The organism is Phyllobacterium sp. GQ127 (assembly GCF_059758635.1).
In genome coordinates this window covers 310531-328981 of sequence record NZ_JCAXDZ010000002.1, presented here as the reverse complement: position 1 = coordinate 328981, position 18451 = coordinate 310531, and the positions used below count along the sequence as shown (strand labels likewise).

Annotated in this window: 24 protein-coding genes, 1 pseudogene and 1 other annotated feature; of the genes and pseudogenes, 4 read left to right on the top strand and 21 right to left on the bottom strand. The window is 54.2% G+C overall.

All coding sequences use genetic code 11. The features are described from left to right. Positions 1 to 11: 11 nt before the first annotated feature. A complete protein-coding gene (locus AC6CHM_RS09955; protein WP_498172980.1) occupies positions 12 to 353 on the top strand; it encodes an ATP dependent DNA ligase in 342 nt (113 codons plus the stop codon). A 166-nt stretch (positions 354 to 519) separates the two neighbouring features. Then, positions 520 to 575 (top strand) — a sequence feature (sul1 is cis-regulatory element that is thought to sense ions involved in sulfur or methionine metabolism; They are found in Alphaproteobacteria). Between the two features lie 74 nt (positions 576 to 649). Further along, positions 650 to 2137 (top strand): SulP family inorganic anion transporter, encoded by a 1488-nt coding sequence (locus AC6CHM_RS09950; protein ID WP_498172978.1) that lies wholly within the window; start codon positions 650 to 652, stop codon positions 2135 to 2137. A gap of 41 nt (positions 2138 to 2178) precedes the next feature. On the opposite strand, the pseudogene AC6CHM_RS09945 reads toward AC6CHM_RS09950, so the two are convergent. The 3 genes and pseudogenes from AC6CHM_RS09945 to AC6CHM_RS09935 all read right to left on the bottom strand — a co-directional run. Continuing rightward, positions 2179 to 2304 (bottom strand): annotated as a pseudogene (locus AC6CHM_RS09945) (transposase domain-containing protein); the annotation flags it as partial. Next, positions 2283 to 2567: a transposase gene (locus tag AC6CHM_RS09940; RefSeq protein WP_498172977.1), complete on the bottom strand. Its 285-nt coding sequence runs from the start codon at positions 2565 to 2567 to the stop codon at positions 2283 to 2285. The gene AC6CHM_RS09940 and the pseudogene AC6CHM_RS09945, both read right to left, overlap by 22 nt. 201 nt (positions 2568 to 2768) lie before the next feature. Beyond that, on the bottom strand, positions 2769 to 2969 hold the full coding sequence (locus AC6CHM_RS09935) for a hypothetical protein (protein WP_498172976.1): 201 nt from the start codon (positions 2967 to 2969) through the stop codon (positions 2769 to 2771). Between the two features lie 183 nt (positions 2970 to 3152). On the opposite strand from AC6CHM_RS09935, the gene AC6CHM_RS09930 reads away from it, so the two are divergent. Beyond that, entirely contained in the window at positions 3153 to 3449 is a 297-nt protein-coding gene (locus AC6CHM_RS09930) for a Y4lK-related protein (RefSeq protein ID WP_498172975.1), read from the top strand. A gap of 72 nt (positions 3450 to 3521) precedes the next feature. On the opposite strand, the gene AC6CHM_RS09925 is transcribed toward AC6CHM_RS09930, so the two are convergent. After that, positions 3522 to 4289: a sulfotransferase family protein gene (locus AC6CHM_RS09925; RefSeq protein ID WP_498172973.1), complete on the bottom strand. Its 768-nt coding sequence runs from the start codon at positions 4287 to 4289 to the stop codon at positions 3522 to 3524. 623 nt (positions 4290 to 4912) lie between these two features. Here AC6CHM_RS09925 and AC6CHM_RS09920 point away from each other — a divergent pair. After that, the gene (locus AC6CHM_RS09920; protein WP_498172972.1) at positions 4913 to 5446 is read left to right on the top strand and encodes a hypothetical protein; all 534 of its coding nucleotides are present in this window, start codon (positions 4913 to 4915) and stop codon (positions 5444 to 5446) included. A gap of 61 nt (positions 5447 to 5507) precedes the next feature. Here AC6CHM_RS09920 and AC6CHM_RS09915 read toward each other — a convergent pair whose 3' ends face one another. From AC6CHM_RS09915 to AC6CHM_RS09835, 17 genes are all read right to left on the bottom strand, one after another. Next, positions 5508 to 5813, bottom strand: coding sequence for a hypothetical protein (locus AC6CHM_RS09915; protein ID WP_498172971.1), 306 nt, complete (start codon positions 5811 to 5813; stop codon positions 5508 to 5510). A gap of 111 nt (positions 5814 to 5924) precedes the next feature. Further along, positions 5925 to 6191 carry a hypothetical protein gene (locus AC6CHM_RS09910; protein ID WP_498172969.1) on the bottom strand — a complete coding sequence of 89 codons (267 nt, stop codon included), beginning with the start codon at positions 6189 to 6191 and terminating at the stop codon, positions 5925 to 5927. Beyond that, the gene (locus tag AC6CHM_RS09905; protein ID WP_498172966.1) at positions 6188 to 7243 is read right to left on the bottom strand and encodes a glycoside hydrolase family 19 protein; all 1056 of its coding nucleotides are present in this window, start codon (positions 7241 to 7243) and stop codon (positions 6188 to 6190) included. Before AC6CHM_RS09905 ends, AC6CHM_RS09910 begins: the two co-directional genes overlap by 4 nt. A 633-nt stretch (positions 7244 to 7876) precedes the next feature. Continuing rightward, positions 7877 to 8398, bottom strand: a complete 522-nt coding sequence (locus tag AC6CHM_RS09900) for a hypothetical protein (RefSeq protein ID WP_498172964.1) — start codon at positions 8396 to 8398, stop codon at positions 7877 to 7879. Positions 8399 to 8402: 4 nt separating this feature from the next. Continuing rightward, a complete protein-coding gene (locus tag AC6CHM_RS09895) occupies positions 8403 to 9464 on the bottom strand; it encodes a gp53-like domain-containing protein (protein WP_498172963.1) in 1062 nt (353 codons plus the stop codon). Next, on the bottom strand, positions 9464 to 9721 hold the full coding sequence (locus AC6CHM_RS09890; protein WP_498172961.1) for a hypothetical protein: 258 nt from the start codon (positions 9719 to 9721) through the stop codon (positions 9464 to 9466). The genes AC6CHM_RS09895 and AC6CHM_RS09890 overlap by 1 nt, the downstream gene beginning before the upstream one ends. A gap of 58 nt (positions 9722 to 9779) precedes the next feature. After that, positions 9780 to 12779: a phage tail protein gene (locus tag AC6CHM_RS09885; RefSeq protein ID WP_498172959.1), complete on the bottom strand. Its 3000-nt coding sequence runs from the start codon at positions 12777 to 12779 to the stop codon at positions 9780 to 9782. Beyond that, positions 12779 to 13180: a DUF6950 family protein gene (locus AC6CHM_RS09880; protein WP_498172958.1), complete on the bottom strand. Its 402-nt coding sequence runs from the start codon at positions 13178 to 13180 to the stop codon at positions 12779 to 12781. Before AC6CHM_RS09880 ends, AC6CHM_RS09885 begins: the two co-directional genes overlap by 1 nt. After that, entirely contained in the window at positions 13177 to 13785 is a 609-nt protein-coding gene (locus AC6CHM_RS09875; RefSeq protein WP_498172957.1) for a DUF2163 domain-containing protein, read from the bottom strand. The genes AC6CHM_RS09880 and AC6CHM_RS09875 overlap by 4 nt, the downstream gene beginning before the upstream one ends. Continuing rightward, entirely contained in the window at positions 13782 to 14396 is a 615-nt protein-coding gene (locus tag AC6CHM_RS09870) for a hypothetical protein (protein WP_498172955.1), read from the bottom strand. The genes AC6CHM_RS09875 and AC6CHM_RS09870 overlap by 4 nt, the downstream gene beginning before the upstream one ends. Continuing rightward, entirely contained in the window at positions 14396 to 16168 is a 1773-nt protein-coding gene (locus tag AC6CHM_RS09865; RefSeq protein WP_498172954.1) for a hypothetical protein, read from the bottom strand. Before AC6CHM_RS09865 ends, AC6CHM_RS09870 begins: the two co-directional genes overlap by 1 nt. Further along, complete coding sequence (locus AC6CHM_RS09860; protein WP_498173296.1) at positions 16165 to 16350, bottom strand: phage tail assembly chaperone; 186 nt, start codon at positions 16348 to 16350, stop codon at positions 16165 to 16167. The genes AC6CHM_RS09865 and AC6CHM_RS09860 overlap by 4 nt, the downstream gene beginning before the upstream one ends. A 26-nt stretch (positions 16351 to 16376) precedes the next feature. Next, positions 16377 to 16799 carry a hypothetical protein gene (locus AC6CHM_RS09855; protein WP_498172952.1) on the bottom strand — a complete coding sequence of 141 codons (423 nt, stop codon included), beginning with the start codon at positions 16797 to 16799 and terminating at the stop codon, positions 16377 to 16379. Continuing rightward, a complete protein-coding gene (locus tag AC6CHM_RS09850) occupies positions 16796 to 17227 on the bottom strand; it encodes a phage tail tube protein (RefSeq protein ID WP_498172950.1) in 432 nt (143 codons plus the stop codon). The genes AC6CHM_RS09855 and AC6CHM_RS09850 overlap by 4 nt, the downstream gene beginning before the upstream one ends. A 54-nt stretch (positions 17228 to 17281) precedes the next feature. Further along, the gene (locus tag AC6CHM_RS09845; protein ID WP_498172948.1) at positions 17282 to 17746 is read right to left on the bottom strand and encodes a hypothetical protein; all 465 of its coding nucleotides are present in this window, start codon (positions 17744 to 17746) and stop codon (positions 17282 to 17284) included. After that, positions 17746 to 18066, bottom strand: a complete 321-nt coding sequence (locus AC6CHM_RS09840) for a head-tail joining protein (RefSeq protein ID WP_498172947.1) — start codon at positions 18064 to 18066, stop codon at positions 17746 to 17748. Before AC6CHM_RS09840 ends, AC6CHM_RS09845 begins: the two co-directional genes overlap by 1 nt. Then, a complete protein-coding gene (locus AC6CHM_RS09835; protein ID WP_498172945.1) occupies positions 18063 to 18419 on the bottom strand; it encodes a hypothetical protein in 357 nt (118 codons plus the stop codon). The genes AC6CHM_RS09840 and AC6CHM_RS09835 overlap by 4 nt, the downstream gene beginning before the upstream one ends. Positions 18420 to 18451: the final 32 nt, after the last annotated feature.

The following is an 18451-nucleotide window of genomic DNA, read 5'->3' as shown; positions in this document are numbered from 1 at the left end:
CGACAGCTTTGTTGTCATTGGTTACGAACCCCTCAACAGCAGTGCGCGGCGCGATCGCCAGCCTGTTGCTTGCCGCCAAGCAAGGCGATGGGCTGGTGTATGTTGGTTCCGTTGGCACCGGCTTTAAACATCAGCAAGCCAAGGACATCCGCAAACAGCTTGATGCGATTCAAATTGATAAGCCCGCAGACACGATCAAGTGCAAGAAGCTTATCTTCACCGACCCTATCCTGGTCGCGGAAATTGAATACCGTGCGTGGACCGGCGACAACAAACTTCGGCACGCGTCGTTCAAAGGCATGCGCGAGGCCGCTGACCATGCGGAGGTTTATGCTGTGCCCAAGGGGAACTGATATAAAATGACAAGGCAAGTGTCTTGGACAATAGTTGCAATTGTTGCTGCTGCGGTGTAACCGGTGTCGCATCCGCACCTTGACCGCCGCGTCCTATGTTTTGTGGCTGGTTCAGACCGAGACATAATTGCAAAACTGGACTGCGTGAGCTACTTAGTGTCATCCACAAGGACCCGGTGAAACTCCGGGTGGCTCTTCTGGCCGCCGATCCGCCAGACAACACAGCAACGCAACCTGTTCCATTTTCGAGGACCGAGTTTTGCTCGGCCCGTTGCCTCAACTGTGAAAAATCTCCCATGCGAACTCTTTCAAACTACCGTCAGGAGTGGTTCTCCAACATCCGTGGCGATGTGCTTTCGGGTATCGTCGTCGCTCTCGCGCTTATCCCGGAAGCGATAGGCTTCTCGGTGATTGCGGGTGTCGATCCCAAGGTCGGCCTGTACGCCTCCTTCGCAATCGCCTGCGTGGCGGCCTTTGTGGGCGGTCGGCCGGGCATGATCTCTGCTGCGACGGCCGCGACCGCTGTCGTCATGATCTCGTTGGTCAAAGAGCACGGTCTTCAGTATCTGTTCGCCGCCACCATCTTGATGGGCGTCATCCAGATCGTCGCGGGATGGCTGAGGCTCGGCCGCGTGATGCGCTTCGTCTCCCGGTCGGTCATCACGGGCTTCGTCAACGCACTTGCGATCCTGATCTTCATGGCCCAGTTGCCTGAACTTATTGGGGTCCCGACGCTCACCTACGTGATGATCGCGGGCGGCCTCGCCATCATCTACCTCTTTCCATACGTGACCAAGGCGATCCCATCGCCGCTCGTGGCCATCGCGGTCCTCACGGCCATGGCATGGTGGTTTGGCATGGACCTACGCACCGTCGGCGACCTCGGCGAACTTCCGTCTTCGATCCCATTCCTGATGCTTCCGCAGGTTCCGTTGACCTGGGAAACGCTGCAGATCATCTTCCCATACTCAGTGACGCTCGCTGCCGTAGGACTGCTAGAATCGCTGCTTACCGCGCAGATCGTCGACGATATGACGGATACGCCCAGCAACAAAAGTCAGGAATGCGTTGGACAGGGCGCGGGGAATATCGCCTCGGCACTGATCGGCGGCATGGGCGGATGCGCCATGATCGGACAGTCGGTCATCAACGTAACATCTGGCGGTCGAGGACGGCTTTCAACGTTCGTCGCGGGTGCTTTCCTGTTGTTCCTAATCGTCGTCCTTAACGACCTCGTCCAGATCATCCCCATGGCCGCGCTTGTTGCGGTTATGATTATGGTTTCCATTGGCACTTTCTCCTGGCGGTCGATCCTCGACCTGAGACGCCATCCGCTTCCGTCCTCTGTGGTCATGTTGGCGACGATCATTACTGTCGTCGCAACGCATGATCTGGCAAAGGGCGTGATCGTTGGCGTCCTGCTGTCCGGCATCTTTTTTGCTGGCAAGGTAGCCCGTCTGTTCAGGGTCACGCGCGTGGAGGATGCCGAACAAAACAGTGTCACCTATGCAGTAGAGGGGCAGGTCTTCTTTGCGTCGGCGGAAGCCTTTATCCATGCGTTCGACTTCACGGATAAGGGGAAGCGGATCATCATAAATCTGACAAAGGCCCATCTCTGGGACATCACCGCAATTGGCGCGTTGGACAAGATCGTATTCAAGTTCCGTCAGGTGGGCGACGAGGTCGAGGTTCTCGGCTTTAACGAGGCGAGTGCCGACATGATTGACCGCTTCGCACTACACGACAAGGATGAGCGGCTTGCGGCAAGCGCCTCACTGCACTGAACAACGTGGCTGCGTACATTTGTGCGCAGCCATCTGCCCCGCTACCGTTGCCTGTTGCTCCGCTCCAAGGGCAAATTGTTCCAAGGCAAAAGCTCATGTATCTGGCCCTGCTTGTGGCCGTTGACGATGGCAGTGAGTGTGGCGGTCAGATAAGCCAGCGGATCGACTCCGAAACAGGCGGATCGACGATCACCGCCGCGAACTCTACCGCATCCTCCGGTGCTGGCACGATCAGCTTGCCCTGCCGCGCCATCGTCCGCCAGGTGGAAAGGCTGTTCGCTCGCAATCCATAGCGTTGCGCAACTTCATTGACCGTCGTGCCAGGCCTCAAGCTTTCCGAAACGATCTTCGCCTTGACCTCATCAGGCCAATGTCGGTGAACCTCACGTCCAGGCTTCCCGGTTGTGAGAAACTCCAATGTAGTCTCCATGGAGAAACTCCCGTTCTTCATCCATGGACAGCCGATCACAGATCAGACGGCGGAGGACAATGTGGAGGGAGAACACCGGTTACGCTGCGGTTATCGCCTTTACGAATGAACCCGCTTAAGAACAGGGCAGACGATCCACTACCGCCTCCAAGCGCTATTGATCAGGTGCAATAGTTCAACAAGGCAACTCTTCGCCGGAGTCTATCGCCTTTTCCAGCACAGAGCATCAATAGCCCTCTGTACCTCAGGCAAGCCCCAACCCGCTTTGATCGCTTCTTGGTGGATAGCGTACATGTCCTTCCAAGATACCTTGTCGAGGAACCGATCTTTCAATGACTCCCGGCATTCGGCTTCACGCTGTTGCTCATCTTCGTAATCAAATCTAGGGGATGCGATACTCATGGCACTAACTCCTACGAAACGGACTCAATGCGGAGCGTGCGAATCAGTTCCAACGCCGACGTTTGCATGTTTACGTTGATTGGCACTGTAGGATTACACAGTAGAAAATATCGAAGCACCTGCCTTACTGGTTTGTCTTTCCAGAGCGGCGCGGAAAGCCAAAACCACGAAGGGAAGTATCAGATGGCAGACAAACGACGGAGATTGATGCTGGAAAGCGAGATTCCGGATTTCGTTGAGGACGTGATGAAATCCGGCTGCGATATATGCGCTATCGGTCACGACATGTACGTATATGGGGATGCTGAAATCCCTTACGAGGACTATCATGAAGTTGCCATACATGGGCAACGAATACAGGAAAAATACGGGGATCGGGATCATCTCAAACTTGAGATTGTCGCACATCTGCGTTCGCTAGGGCGATACATAGACGACTCATCCATCGATCATTGGTCGAAGAATCCCCAGCCGAACTAGACGGCGCAAGGGTGAGATTCGGCGCAGGGCTTAAACGGCGCAATTGAACTAAACACGCTGCTCGCACGTATACTACCAATATCCTAATGCAGTAAGGTGATGCTCTGCTTCCGCTGGTATCTCATCGTCAGAGAATTGGTCACGGTAAGCACCCATATGTTTGAACGGATTCTCGGAAACATGGTCCTGCCCGACTTCTTTATCGGCGCCGAGCAACACATGGGCGGCGTGTTTTGAACTTAACAATGGAAATTCGCAATACTCAGCAATCCTGCCGGCAAGCTGGTCAGGATGTTGCATTAAATCTTCTTGCCTCACAGCAAGGTGCTCAACCTCATGTTCCCATGACCGCCAAGCGTTGATTGAGTTTACCCAACGTTCGAACCCCTCTTGGACTGTTTTGGCCATGCCTTTTCGAAGCATACTCGCAACGACATCGCGTCCATCACGATAAATATAAATAATCTTCGCTTGGGGAAAATGTCTCCTGATGGAATCTACGTGAAACACATAATCTGACCACTTGTCGCCCCATCGCCACGCATTACGATTACGATAAATCGAATGGAGGGCTGAGGTGAATCCGAGTTCTGCCTCATGGCCAGAGTATTGCATTTTATGGTTCCAATGTTGCAACCACGTATTCCGTTCCACGGCGGCATTCTTGTTCTCAAGCCATGCAGCTAAGGAAAACTGCTGTTCCCATGCCGGCCATGCAAATAAAGCCCATTCGTTGGAAATCATAACTTCGTTTTCATTGAGTATGCGGACAAGCGCAGTTGTGCCGCTCCTCTGGCAACCACAAATAATAATAGGGCTTGTTTCCGCGGAATTCGTCATGCTCTACTCCCCGACGTTGTGACGAATACTTCTACGAGGTCTTGTACAGTGCACAAGACAATTTGCGACAATGCGTCAGCAGATAATTATGGACTCGTTATTTGACAAACAGGAGCACGAGGCCAGGCACCCATGGCATGATGGGCCGACGATTGCGCAGTTATTTCAAAAAAACGTTTCAATTTTCCTATTGCGATAACGAGCAGCAAAACGACCAAAAGTGAAACTGGTCGCGTGTTTATCCCGCGCCATTCGAATTCGGTAATTGAATGTCATTCGAATCACAGATGGTGCATTTCAATTTGGCACTCAGACAGTTAATGTCTACAATATTGGCAACGTTGAAGCCGGTGCTATGGGAACTGTCCGATGCGATTGCATCTCTGGTGAATGCTGTTGGCTTCATAATCTGAATTTCCCTGAACATACAATTCCACTCAATATCCTCTAAGGCGGCGCTTGCCGCCGGTCGCGCTCTACATGCTCCAGCCTATCCAACATCTGCATATTCAAGTCACGCTGGCCGAAGAAGCCGTATTGTGTCTGATCGAATCGTGTGATGGCTTGCTTTAGCCATGTCTGCAAATAATTATTGCATTCTGGAGCGGTGGAGGCGGGCAACAATGATGCAGGCAGGAATTCTCACATTTTTCGTGGCAGTATTCATTGCCTCACCTGCCTCGGCGGATCGCTCATGTGCTGAGGTGAACAAGTTTTATGAAAACACCAGAAACGTCAGCCGGTACCAGGTGACAATGACACATACACCACCCGGTTCGACACAAATTAATTTCCTGGTTGAGGTCAGATATAACGGCCTAGACCAATTTGAACGTGACGCCAATGGAAACTGGTCATTGCATCATAGAGACCTTATGGTGCTTGATCCCGACTACCCAGCCTTTTCCAGTTGCGTCCGCCAACCGGATGAAACCGTCCATGGGCAGAAAATAATTACATACGTCGGAGAATGGCAACGCGGGCGTCGCCGCGCAAATGTTGTGTTCCGAACATCCGCTGACACCGGTCGGGCGATTGAAGTAACTCGCGAAATGACACTAACCGACAAGGGATTTCCGTTCGATATAAAGGGGGCAAAGACAGTAGAAACCTTCACTTATGATCGTTCTGTGCCAAATCCGACCCCTTACCGTTAAGGACGCTTATTGCAAACAGCGGCTCCGCTATACTATTCAGTTCGTTTCAGCCGATCCAACGTCACTTCTGTGCACTTCCCCGCGCTTGAGTGCTGTCCACATATCGCGCCACACGATCAATATTGATTGCCATATTCTGGAGTGTGACTTCCATTCTGGTCATGCGATCCCGAACGTCACCATTCTGGGTTTCTAATCGTTCGATCCGGGTTTCGAGCTTGGTAACATCGATCTTTGTCCGATCTACCCCTTCCCGAATAACCGCATATGAGAGGGTGATACCCACAACTACCGTCAGGATCGTGAGGATGTTCCCCAGGCTCATTTTCATTTCTATGCTCATTCCCATCATCTGCCGGTCAGTCATTTCCAGCATCCTCGTCTTGTGCCGTTCTGATCATTGCCCTCGATACGTTCTGCACCGGGGCGGTCTAACCGGATCACGGCAACCGTGGCAGCCGGATTGAGATTGACAGCTCTAAATCCCGCGCAAGGGTTCGCAGGGTTCGATTGGCATCCTGCGAGAACGAAGAGACTGAACACAAAAGTCGTAATCACTGAGGTTTTGTACTTGGGCATCGCTATCGATCCTTTCGCGCTCTGCTTTGATGTCGGACTGCAATCGCTCGATGGCGATCGCTCTACGGCCTTCATGCTTGCCGAAGAGATAGACGGGGCCGGAAGCGAGAAGTACACCAAGTGCGATCCCCGCCCCGATCTGAATGTAGCTGAAGGGTCCAATCATGATTTGATCGCCTCCGCTGTTGCATGCTGCTTTTTCCGGTCCTGAAGGCGGGACCAGGCAAGGAATGCGATGAGTCCGAGGAAAGCAGCCACGATGAGAATGATAAGGTTCTGCCAAGGTATGGTTCCGACAGCGGATACCGTGCCGGTCACCCCGCCCCCGGTCAGCGCCGTAGCAACGAACTCTTTCGACTGCCAGAAAGGCTTATAAGGATTGCCGAGCTTGACCGGCACTTCCTTTACCTCGACCACAGGAGCGGCCTGAACAGTCTTTGCTTGTTCAGGCTTGGCGGTCAGCGCAACGAGCGACTTGTGCAGTTCGCCGCGGGTGATCGGGCCAGACCCGGTCATATAATCAATCCTGGCATCTTTCTGGAACTGGACCAGCTCATTGACGCCGTAACCCAGTAGAACGAGCGCGGCACGATCATAATAGATCAGCACATCGGCATAGCCGTTCAGCCCGCCATTGATCATCCTGCGAAGGTTTTCAGGATCGTTCCTGTCGGCAAAGCGATTGCAATCATTGACATCCCAGAACCATACAGTTGCAAGAAAGCTCCAAGGATTTTCAGTGATCGCATCGGGATCTGCAACGAAGTCTGGCGCATCGGCAAAGACACCCCTCACCCATTTGGTGAATGCCGCGTAGTTGGATTTACCTGTCAGTTGCTTCGGCGTGCGTCCCCGATAGAGCCAACCATCGCCGGGCTTGGTGTTGCCCATTCGATTGCCGTAGACCTTGTTTGCCAGCTTTTCTGGATTACGAACATACGGCTGGCACTCGGCAACGGTCTTGAACCGAGGATTATTGCGGAATCCCTTGAACACATCGTAGATGCGCTGTGCGTTTGTATAATTCAGGTTTTCGGTCTGGCGCGTGAAGCCGCCGCTTTCCAAAGCGACATTGGCAAGGTAATGGGCCATCCGGTGCGGCTGATCTAGGCCGAACCGTGTGCCATAGGTGTTTATGCCATCGACGATCAAGGCAACGATGTTCGCATTCGGAGACGCCATAGCGATCCGACGCAGCATTTCTGCTGTCAGTTTCATGATGATTTCCTAAAGGTTGGATCTAGAACTATTTGATTATTGCTGCATCAGACGTGCTGAGGCAGACTGGTCAGCCAGGGATCAGGGAGCATGGACCCGGAAGACAAAAATTACCTCACCCGCGTTTGGCCATATTTGCTGGCAGTCGCATTACTATGCGTCGCGTCCATCACTCTGGGTCGTTTTTGCTCGGTTAAGCACGAACCGGGATACCGTGTAAGCGCAATTACTCACGATGTCGGGAGCGCAGCGGGAGGTTCGACGTTCGTATCCCGGGAGTGAATTTTATGTATGCTGCCAGCCGAAGAATAGGGGGCATCAAATGACAAATGGATTGATCGCGATTTTTCTTATGACCGCTGCTGTCACTGCCCTGCTTTACGCGGCATCGTTTATGTTTGGGACTTAAGGGCTAGATTGCGCATCGAATTAGCGGCGCGCGAAGTGTAGGAGCAAAGGGCGCACGATCAGGCTAGCCACGATGCACTAAATGTTAATGCGATGTCGCCAAGCTAGATGAATGAAAAATAAAACAGCTTCTGAATTTGACCGATGGGACGTTCTGTACATTTGCGGCGGTCTCGTAGGAGGGGCGATATTCTGCTGGATCGCCTCTCTCTCAATTTGACCTGTCTATAAAGCCGAAGCAGCTAAGAAGAACTCTGTTACCTGCTGATTAGTGAAGCCCAAGCTCGCAAAACCTTGCTGGAGCATTTCATCGGTGCGCAGGAACGTGCCGCTGTCGGCATAGGCAGCTTGCGTGCGAATGTCCTGAGCGGAAACCCAAGCCTCGACCTGTTCAAGCAGTCCCGCATCGATCAGGGCCATGCGAAACTGGCGGCGGGATAACCGGTCCGGAACGACTGGCTCCGGGGTCGGTGGCTCGTACGTAACAACGTTTCCATCTTGCCATTTACGTTGACCGCTATTGTTTATTAATTCCAACCACTGATTACGTGTAATCTCGATTGCGTTAGACGGAATTTTACAATCAGGGTTTGGCTTCTCACCAAGAACAGGTGCAACGGCGTTCGGCTCATCTTCAGTTGGTTCCGGGACCGAACCGTAAATCGGTATAGTCTTAGAACCGTGCATATCTTCATTGTAGAATGCTAACGGTAAACCTTGTTCGTCAAACACAGCAAATGTTTTCATGGTCTTATATCCCTACCGCCATCCACACAACCGGCAGATTACCTTGAGCGGTAAGAATACCACCGTTGGTCATATTTCGGGCGCGGATATCAAAACTTGTAGTTCCTATATTACTGGTATTCACTCCGTAACAAGTAATTGCAGCTGTATTGAAATTCGGCATTATTACTACCGAAAAACAGGAGATCGGAAATGCAATAGGAAACGCTTGTGCATAGTCGGTCGGTGCACCTGCAACACTCCCCCACTGAAGAATTAATCCGCCGGGGAACTTTTGATAACCGTTGCTTGTTAGCGACCGACCGGCTTCAAAATCCGCCCAAATCCGTCCCAAATCTGTAAAATCAATTGTCGCCTTCAAGGCATTCGCACCATTCCAACCTAATTTTACTATATTGGAAGTTTGCCCAGTACCTGTCCCTTGCTGGACTGGAGTATATCCAAGCGCAGTTTGGGCTCCCAACGTGGTGCGCGCTGCGGCGGAATTTGCGTCGTCAATCAGCGTTTTGATAAACGCCGAGAAGCCGAGTGTATCAAGCTGCGCAGATGCGTTAGCATCATCAAGCAGCGCTCTGCCAGCGGCTGTAAGATCATAAGTTGCCGCAGTGTTAGCATCGGTGAAATAGATACTCTTATTTGCAGCGGGTGTCAGGCCAAGCAGCGACCGTGCCCACCCTTTGAAGTCTACAAGTGCCATTGTATTGGCACCGGTGAAATACATGAGCTTGTCGGCAGCGGCTGCAAGACCGGCAAATGCGGTCAGCAATGGCTGACTCAGCATACGGCGAAGCGAAATGGACTGGCTAGTCAGTCCCGATCCGTCCGCCTGATAACGAATAAAGTACGGGCTATCCGCAAGAGTGGGACCGCGCCAGGTATCAAGCAGCGTGATGGAGCCATCGCTGTTGATCGTATCGATGCGTGCTGGAGCATAGCCATCGAAGCCGAACTGGTCGCCTTTTTCCAGATCGGCTGACAGCCACATGGTGTTAACGCCGGTCAGAACCTTCGTATTTTCTGTGATAGAGACCGTACCCACATTGTAGTCTGGATTGGTAATAGCCATCAGTTTGCCTTTCCAGACTTTTCAGGGTGTTCGGCGGGTTTTGCCGGAGAAAGCCGTTCGATTTCTGCCATAGCTTCGGAAAGTGCTTTCTCGGCGACCTCGAGCTGTTCGGCGAGAACGCGCACCTTTTCGGCCTCTGTCCGGCGCATCGCCTGAACGCCAAGGGTGCGTTGCTGGTAGAACTGGTTGAGCGCCAGCGCTTCTTCGGCATGATCGGCAATTGTAATTTCGACTGTCTTTTCGACCATTGTTGACATGGGTTCTCCTTCCCGCACTGGCGGGTTGCTGTTGAGAAAAATGGTGGGATTTAACTGGCTATTTCTTCCACCAGATTGATTTGATGTAAGCGCGAGTGGTGGCAGTGCCGCCATTAACATTGGTGGCTATCTCAAGGACGTAGGTGTTCGTTCCGGCAAGAATGCCATCATGCAGGAAGAACCCCGTGTCGTTGTGAGAGCCCACACCCTGAAACGTATTTGCGGTAACGCTCTTCAGGACGGTATTGGATTCAACGTGTCGCCATCGAACCCGCGCGATGGCACTTCTCCCGCCCGTATTTGGTGCATCGGCATTGGCAAAAAGCCCATACTCGACAAAAACCGGCACCGCTTCGGGATTCTGGGTGACCTGAGTGGATTTCACCACCCACACGGCGTCCTGCGCATTGCTGCCAGTGACTTCTGTCGTTGCCGGAAAACTGTAGCTGGCCTGTGCGGTTACAGCACGAAACCCAAGGTTTGAAGTGCCGACAATCAGATTGCCGATGATGGCATTGCTGATATCCACTGCCCCGAGCGTTGCCGACAGAGCAGCGAGTGAATTGACCTTCACCTGATCGAGATAGAGAATGCCGGACTGGAATACGAAGGGTCGGGCTTTATCACTCCCATTGATCATGTAAATGCGATCAGCAACCATCCCTAGTTCACTCAGGCCACCGGCGATGGCACTCATGAACAACGCGGCTTGCGACATCAATGCGCCAGCCGTTGCCGAAATTCCAAGGGCAATCGTGGATAGCGCACCCGCCTGAGTTGCGACTTGTTCTGATCGCAACAACCCACTGGCCGAGAACTTGCCTATGGTGACGGTTGCGGCCTGCACCGCATTGGATGTTGCCTGCAAACCGGTTCCCGGGTCATTGACCATTACCGACAGTGTATTGGTGACGTTCGCCGTGGCAGCAAGACCGGTGACAGGATCGTTGACGGTGGCCTCAAGTGTTTCGACCTTGAGAACCGCAGCCGCCGTATCGCTGGCGACAACCCGGATTGTCTCGGTGTACTCAGCCTTGAACGCGCCTACCGTTGCGACGATTTCCTTGCGGTCCTCGAACGACTGAGCACTCTGCTCTGCCACGAACTCGTCGAGCTGCTGCGCTGCTTTAATATGATAGCGAAGGCTCTCTTGAATAAATGCCAGTTTTTCGCGAAAACTTTTCTGAACTTCCTCGACCATGCCGGGAGGATAGGCGTCGGTGTAAGGTTGATCCGGCGTAGTAACGGGGAACGGTGCTGCCCAAGGAACAACCCTCGGCGGATCAGTCACAAGCCTCGTCTGAACCTGATACTGAGTTTTAGAGACAATGCCTTCAACCAGTGCCACGGTCTGTACATCTGCCTTGGCGGAATGATTGAAGATAACACCGGGCTGCAATGTCGGCCAGTAGCGGAAATCAACAGCAACGACAGTATCATCCTCGATCGGATCGCGCAGCGTGCGGATTGCAACGTATTTCTTGCCATCGCCAACATCGACGACCACGCCCACCGCACTGAAGTTTTGCACCTCTGACAGATAATCTGGCGGGTCGCTTGGTACAGGCGGAAACAGAATGTCCGGATTGGCAGTGGCATCGTAGATGCTGCCGTTGCGTTCCTGCAATTCGACATTGATGTTTCGTGGCCCTGCGGAATCCAAAGAGGCAAGCACCGATTCAGAAATCAGATAGGTGAAGTCGCCATAACGCTTGGAATTAACCCGTATCCAGTCTCCAGCCTCAAGCCCCATCCAGCGCGGCTTGAGTGTCCATGATGCTGTCGCTTCAAGCCGGTTTTCCAGAAGGTAGATGGAGGCGAGCTGCGCGGCCTGCCGTTTTGACGGCACCATGGGGAAATCCATGGGCACGTCGCGCGAACGCCGATCGGAGGCAAGCAGATTGGTGGCGATCTGCGCCGGATAGCCTTCCATGGCCCAAAGATTGTCCGGGTTCGGGTAAGTTCCGGCAATTTTGTTGACGAGCTGCCCCTGCGAGCGCCAGCGTTGAAAGCGGCCACGGCGCGGCCTGACAATGTCGTCATCGGTCAGTGTCGCGACGATAGGCTGATCGGAACCGACAACAGGCCAGATACCCTCGACGCCGTCCATCATATAGCCGCCGCATGACTTCAACAGCGATTCGACATTGGTCGCATGGGTTGCATCGGGGCCGCAATCGAGAATTGCCGACACCTGATAGCGCGGCTCCCCTTCTACAATCTCGTCACACAGAGACATTGCCAGTGACCATTTTGCCAGTGGCAAATCAGCCGCAAGAATGCCCATACCGCAGAACAGATCATCGCCGACCTTGAGGCCGCGCATATAGCAGTACAGTGCAACCATGGGGTTTCTTGTGGGTTCCCAAGTCGATACGTCAGTCCAGCGGTGCGGACCACTGCCGCCAACCGAACTATCCTTGCGGAAATCGTAGAACACGCTGCCCCGGTTTTCGAAGAAGATTTCCGGAAACTGGTTGTTCTTTTCCTGATCATATTTCAGGGTGACAACTGCCATCGCCATGCCGATGCCACGATGCTCGGCGGTCCAGCGCGTTTGCGGATTGGCATGTGCCAGCAAATATGGATCAACAGGCTGCGCGAGGCTTCCGGGAATATCCCTCACCCATATCAGGTTTTCCCATTCGCCTTTGACGCCGCGACCCTTCTCATCATCGATCGGCCCGAGAACTTCCCACTTGCCATTGATGCCGATGCGGTCAGTCAGACCGCCGCTTGGCCAGTCACCAAGAATATAGAGATTTTGCAGACGCTTGTTGGACTTGTCCCACGTGTTGACGTAGCAATCATGCCCTGTCTGGCCGACCATTCCGACCGGAACCTGTCGCGGAACATCCTGACCGTACTGCTTGTCGAACTGGACGCCGGCAGCTTCTTTCTTTGCTTTTTCCTGCGCTTTTTTGTCGAGATAGGCGGTGACAAGATTAAGTCCGAGGCCGATGGCAATCTTGCCAAAGAGACCAAGACCGGCAAAAAACGAGCCGACCGAGCCGACCGCACCGGCGATCGCGGCAACAACAGGTGCGATAAACGGCATTATTTCACCCGAAAGGCGGTTTTGGCATCAGTGACAGGGCGAAACTGTACCCGTTCGGTATCGCGCACGGCAAAGCCGAGCGGTGTAAAAACACCGCCTGACACAACGCCATCAATTTCAATGACGCCGATATCGCCGCGCTGGGCGATCAGTACCGGTATCTCTTCAAACTTGGAGGAGAAGGCTTCCTCGACATTGGCAAAGCCCTTGCGGCGCAGGGATTTGCCCGCACCCTGCTCGGTCCGGTACTGGCGGCAATCAGACCAGTGGCGCACGCCTGTGATCGCCTCAACGCAATCCATGGGGAAAACAAAGCAATCGGAGATCCCGTACTGTGAGGGAAGCGCCATATGTTTCTCGACAGCTGCGGTCAGCAGCCGTTCCCAACCGTTTACTCTCATCGCTTGGAAGTCCTTCCCCAAAACACCTCGACACGACCGCGCGTGACGGCATGTTCAAGAATGCGATCGCGCTCAATACCGAGTTGCGTCTTGATGCTGGCTATGCGGCGCTGCTGGTCTTCATCGGAGCGCACGCGGCCATTGGTGCGGCTGTAATCAAGAGCACGCGTTTCGCAGTTTGCTACGAGCGTGTAGCCGTTCTTTTCATCATCCTCATGCTCGATGATATCGACGTAGCCACGCTTGATGCCGCGAACGTCGAGAAGCGCCCCGGTATCGGGATGAAAGAAGGCGTCATAAATGCGAACCGGCCTGTCGCGATAATCTTCATTCTCAATAGTCTGCAAGGCTTCCGGAGTAAGATTATCCTCGGCAGATGCCGAAAGACGGATGGTGAACTGGCGCGCCTGCAAGCCGATGCCTCCCGGCAGATCGGAGACTTCGATCACGCCGCCCGGCACATAATCGAGACCCTGCCAATTGAAGACAGAGCGGCCACGAATGAACCCGTAAGTTCCGGTTCCAAACTCAAAGCGCAAAAGACCGCGCACGTCACAAAGACCTTTGTCGAGTAGATCGAGAACCTCGGCGGAATGATTGATCACAATGCAGACTCCACAAGCTGCCAGCCGATGACAGGAAGATTGCCGGATGGCGAGGTGAACGAATTCGGCACCATGCGCATGACAAGCGACGGGTTTTCAAAGATAACCGTCGCGCCGACCTTGGCCGCATAATCCGGAGGGATTGGCTCGACGGTAACGGACCGCGAATTCGCTGTCGGAGAACTGACGGTCTGAATACGGCAGAGCGCGCGATACTCGCCAAACTTCAGCCCAAACAAATCGTCGGCAGCAAGGATCAATCCGGCATTCACGCCGCCAAATGTGATTGTATTGCCGTTGACGACAGTGACGGTGCCGGTTGTGCGGGCGGGCTGCGCATTTGCCTCGGCAGCATGAGCCATAGGACGGCAGATGACATTTTGGACGCCCAGCACAGAGCGCAGCCCGCCGCGACGGCGTTCTTTCCATGCCAGAACCTTCTGGACGTCCGGCTCATGCAATGGAATTGTTTCGCAGGCGAGCGTCCACAGCGGATCGTTCACACGGATCATATTGAGCATGCGCCCGCCCGATGCGGTGGCAGCAGCCTCATCAGCCAGGACAAACCGCATGGCTCGATATTCAACATCTGGAAGAGCTTCTGCGGCCATCAGATCATGTTCCGTCTGGCAGCTTCCGAATAGCCTTGCGCAACGCGAGCCGTGTTTCCACGGTCGTATTGGTCGAGAGCTTCGTTCACTGCATCTTTGATTTTCTGTTCAACACCGGCTTCCGAGCCGCGCGCATCGATATTGAATATGGGTGCACCGCCAGAACCTGCGCCGGAGCCGCCGCCAGCCGGAATAATGCTGCCATGCGTGCCGGGGCTGAAAAACTCCTGCCCCTTTTCGTTGACCTGATAGAAACTTCCGGGAGAGACAGGCCCGCCCGCAGCCTTCGGGCCACCGAAGAACATGCTGAAGAGACCACCAAGGCCACTGGTTGCAGACGTAGTACCGAACAGATTGGCAAATGGCCCCTGCCCGGTCAGCAAGGCACGCGCCATGGATTTCGCCAGCCCGGACAGAGCTTTTTCTGCCGAGAAAGTCCCGTCAATAATTTCGTCAATGCCGTCCATCGCCATGTCGGCGAAGTCCTCGGCAGCATCGGCATTGCGTTTTTGCTGATCTTCGACAGCCTTTAGCGCCTTTTCTTCCCGGTATCGCGTCTCGATAAGGCTTTCGATCTTTTCTTTCTGATCGGCGGTCGCGGCAGAACCCGCCTTGCGCAACGCAACTTCAATGTCGCGCTTTTCATCCGACAATCCGGCGACCGCCGCTTCGGTTTCCAACGCTTCAATCAGCTCTTCGATTGCTTTCTTTTCCCGTTCAGCCTCGGTAATCTTGGGTTTGCGCGAGCCACCGCTTTCACCCGAGCCGATCGTTATGGGGGCAAGTTTGATCGGCTTTTCCTCAACAGCCGCCTTGCGATCGGCAATGACCTTTTCCATTTCGGCGATTTCGGCTTTGAGCCGGTCAATGCCGCCGCCATCCGAACCATTGACGACAAAGCGAGCCATTGTGGACCTGTTGGTTTTGGCAAGTTGCTTGCGTTTCGTCGTGAGCTGCTGTTCAAGCGTCGATATGCTGCGGCTGTCGACATCATTCAAAAGGTCAAGGAAGTAACGCAGCTGGTCGGCTGCGGTGACAATCGCCTGTTTCAGATTGCTGCCAACAGTCGTGACAATTGTATTGAAAGCCTGATCAAGCTCGGTTGCCTTGCGGATCAGTTCTTCATCAATGATGACGCCGAGGCGATGACCTTCCTCTATCGTTTCCCGGATGCCATCGGCACCCTGATCAATCAGCTGGACAAAGCGTTCGCCTGCAGAGCCACCGAACAATTCATCGGCAATGCGGATCTGCGCAGCGCGATCAAGCTTTTGCAGCTTGCCGATGATTTCGGTAAACAGGGCCGATGGATCCTGCAATTTGGTAGCAAGTTCAGAAACGCTGTAGCCGAGGCGCTTGAAGGATTCCGCCGCAACACCGGACTTGCCAGCATTTTGCAGATATTCATCCGTGCGCAAACTAAGTTCCTTGATGCCGTCCACCATGGCGTCGACATCAATACGGTTGCGCTCGCCGACAAATTTCAGTTCCTGAAACGCCCGAACACTGACACCTGCCCGCTTTGCCTCGCGGTCAAGATCGGCAAATTCGGATATGGTTTGCGTTATGCCTTCAATGCCGAAACCAACACCGGCGACAGCCAGAGCGCCCTTGACCATGCCGAGCGAGCGGTTGATCCCGGAGGATAATCCGGAAAAATCCCGCTGAGCCTTGTCGGCGGTATTCTTGGTATCGGAGCGAACGCGTCGCATGGCATCAAAGAAGCCTTGGGCGTTCGCGCCGATGAACGCCATAATGTCCGTGCGGCTCATGTCGTCACCTGTTTTCGGATGCTGGTTGTCGGCGGGTAATGTCTGACGATTTCACGAGCCCGTTCAGGCGTGATCACTTCGTCGCTACGCTTGCCGGTATGCCCTTCGATTGCAGCCTCAAGCTCCGGCCATGTCGCGCGCCAGAACTGCGAGGGCGACCATTTCAGGATACCCGTCGCAATGCGTTGGCACTGGCCTATGCTGTCGGCTACAAGCGAGGGCTTTTGCGTTTTTTTCCCGAGGCTGCTTTCTGCACGGCAGCTTCAAGGTCGGAAAGAATATCAGGTTCTCCCCGCAGCTTCTTTCCGGCGTCGATATGGCCCTTGAGCGCCTTGGTAATGGCATCGCGAAACTCAGGTTCATCAGCGCCGGTCAGTTCGCCGATCGCCTTGTAGGCAAGCTCACGGGCTTCCTTGTCGCCGTCCGGATGGATGGTCAGAACCCGGATGGCTGAAATGACCGTTTTTGGATGAAACCCGATCAGCCGTGTATAAAGCAGGTCCATCGTGTCACAACCTGCCACCTCGCAAAGTGTGGCAAGGCGGGCAAACTCGACGACAAGAACGATATTAACGGACCCGATCTTGCAGTCCGCTTCGCCGCGCAGCGGGTTGGCGATCGCATCCATCATGGTGCAACAGCCTCAAAGCCGACAACACCGGTTGCCGACATGCGTCCCTGACATTGCAGCTCGTTGGTTTTGTCGCCGGAAAATGTCAAAGACACGAGGAAATTTGCCTCGAACGTACCGACGCCAGGCACAACAATCTGATATTCCGACAGCACCTGATTGACCGCATCTGCCGTCATTGCTGCGCGGGCAGTATTATTGACAACCGCGCCGTCGATCTGGACGTTGATGCGCTGAACGCCATACATCAGCGCCAGCACAAGCTTGCTGCCGGGATCGGCACAGTTCGGCTTGGTGATGTCGATTTCTTCATTGTTGATTTCCAGCGAGCGCGCCTCGGTTACACAGACCGAAACAAACAAGCCTTCCGTCGCCGGTTCAACAGGGGGCATTTTGCGTTTGATAACAAGCTCACGACCGAGGGCCATGGTCATCTCCTATGGTTAATGAAAGGTTTTTGCCGGACGGGTTTGCCGTGATGGTCAGGCTGGTCGGTCAGGCACGCCAGCAAAGGTGCGGTAGCGAACGGCAAACACCATGCGGCCAGCGCCGAGGCTCAGAGCTGTTTGCGGATCTATGAAATGATCGGTGGCGGTCAACAGCACATCAATGGCGAGACCGCCAAGGGTTGATGGGGGCAGCGCGGCTTCCACCCTCTCGGCCAGAGCATCAAATTCGCGCGACGGGTCTTTCCTGCCCTTAAAATGCAGGACGATGTTGACCGCCAGATTGTGATTGTAGCGGGTGAGTTCCTCACCGGTGATCTCGTCAAAGACAACTCCGTCAGGCTCTGACGTGTCATTGGTATAGAGCACAGTGAATCCGGGCATATCTTCTTCAGGAACCGAGCCGGTACGCATCGGCGATACGTTTCCGCCCACTTCCGTAGCGACCGGTGCCAGCCGTTCACGGAATTCATCTAGGATTTGCTGGCGGACATGAACCATCACTCATCCTCACTCAGATAGAGCCGTTTCATGGCGCGGCCATCGTCAATGTGGCCGACAATCCCGTAGGTTTTTCCGGCAATTGTCACAGTATCCGTGCGCTTGATACCGTCGAGAAGATGGCTCTGCGCCGAGAATACGTGTTTGACGCCTTCAGCGCTGACACCTTCAAGTTCGAGAAGATCGGTTTCGCGGACCCCGCGAAAAATCCCGCGCAGCGTCGGCAGCGGGACGCCTCCTACCGTGACAATCGCATCAACATTGCCGAGGGCGGCGACGAACGCCGCCCCCAACGGCGAAAAGATTGCCGGACGGATCACTGCCCCTTGGCCTCGGCCAAAGCTGCCTCTGCCTTGTCGAGCGCCTTTTCAGCCGCTTCGAACGCCTTGGCTTCCTTGTCTCCGGAGTTCTCGGCTTTCAAGGCAGCTTCAGCCGCATCATAGGTGGCACGGGCATCAGCGACGGCCTTATCCAAGACACTGAGATCAGGCCCTTGCGACTTGCCGGACGAACGCTTGTGCTCGGCAGTTGCGGGAATAACGCCGAAGGTTGCGGCAAGGCTGTTGGCTTCAGATTCCGGCAGGGTAACCGCGGTGCCGGGCGCAATTGATTCGCCGTCGACAATGACCGTTGCCGGATATGCCTGACGGATAGTTTTTTCATTCTTTGCCATCTGACTGGCTCCTGTTTGTTTCGGGAAAGACT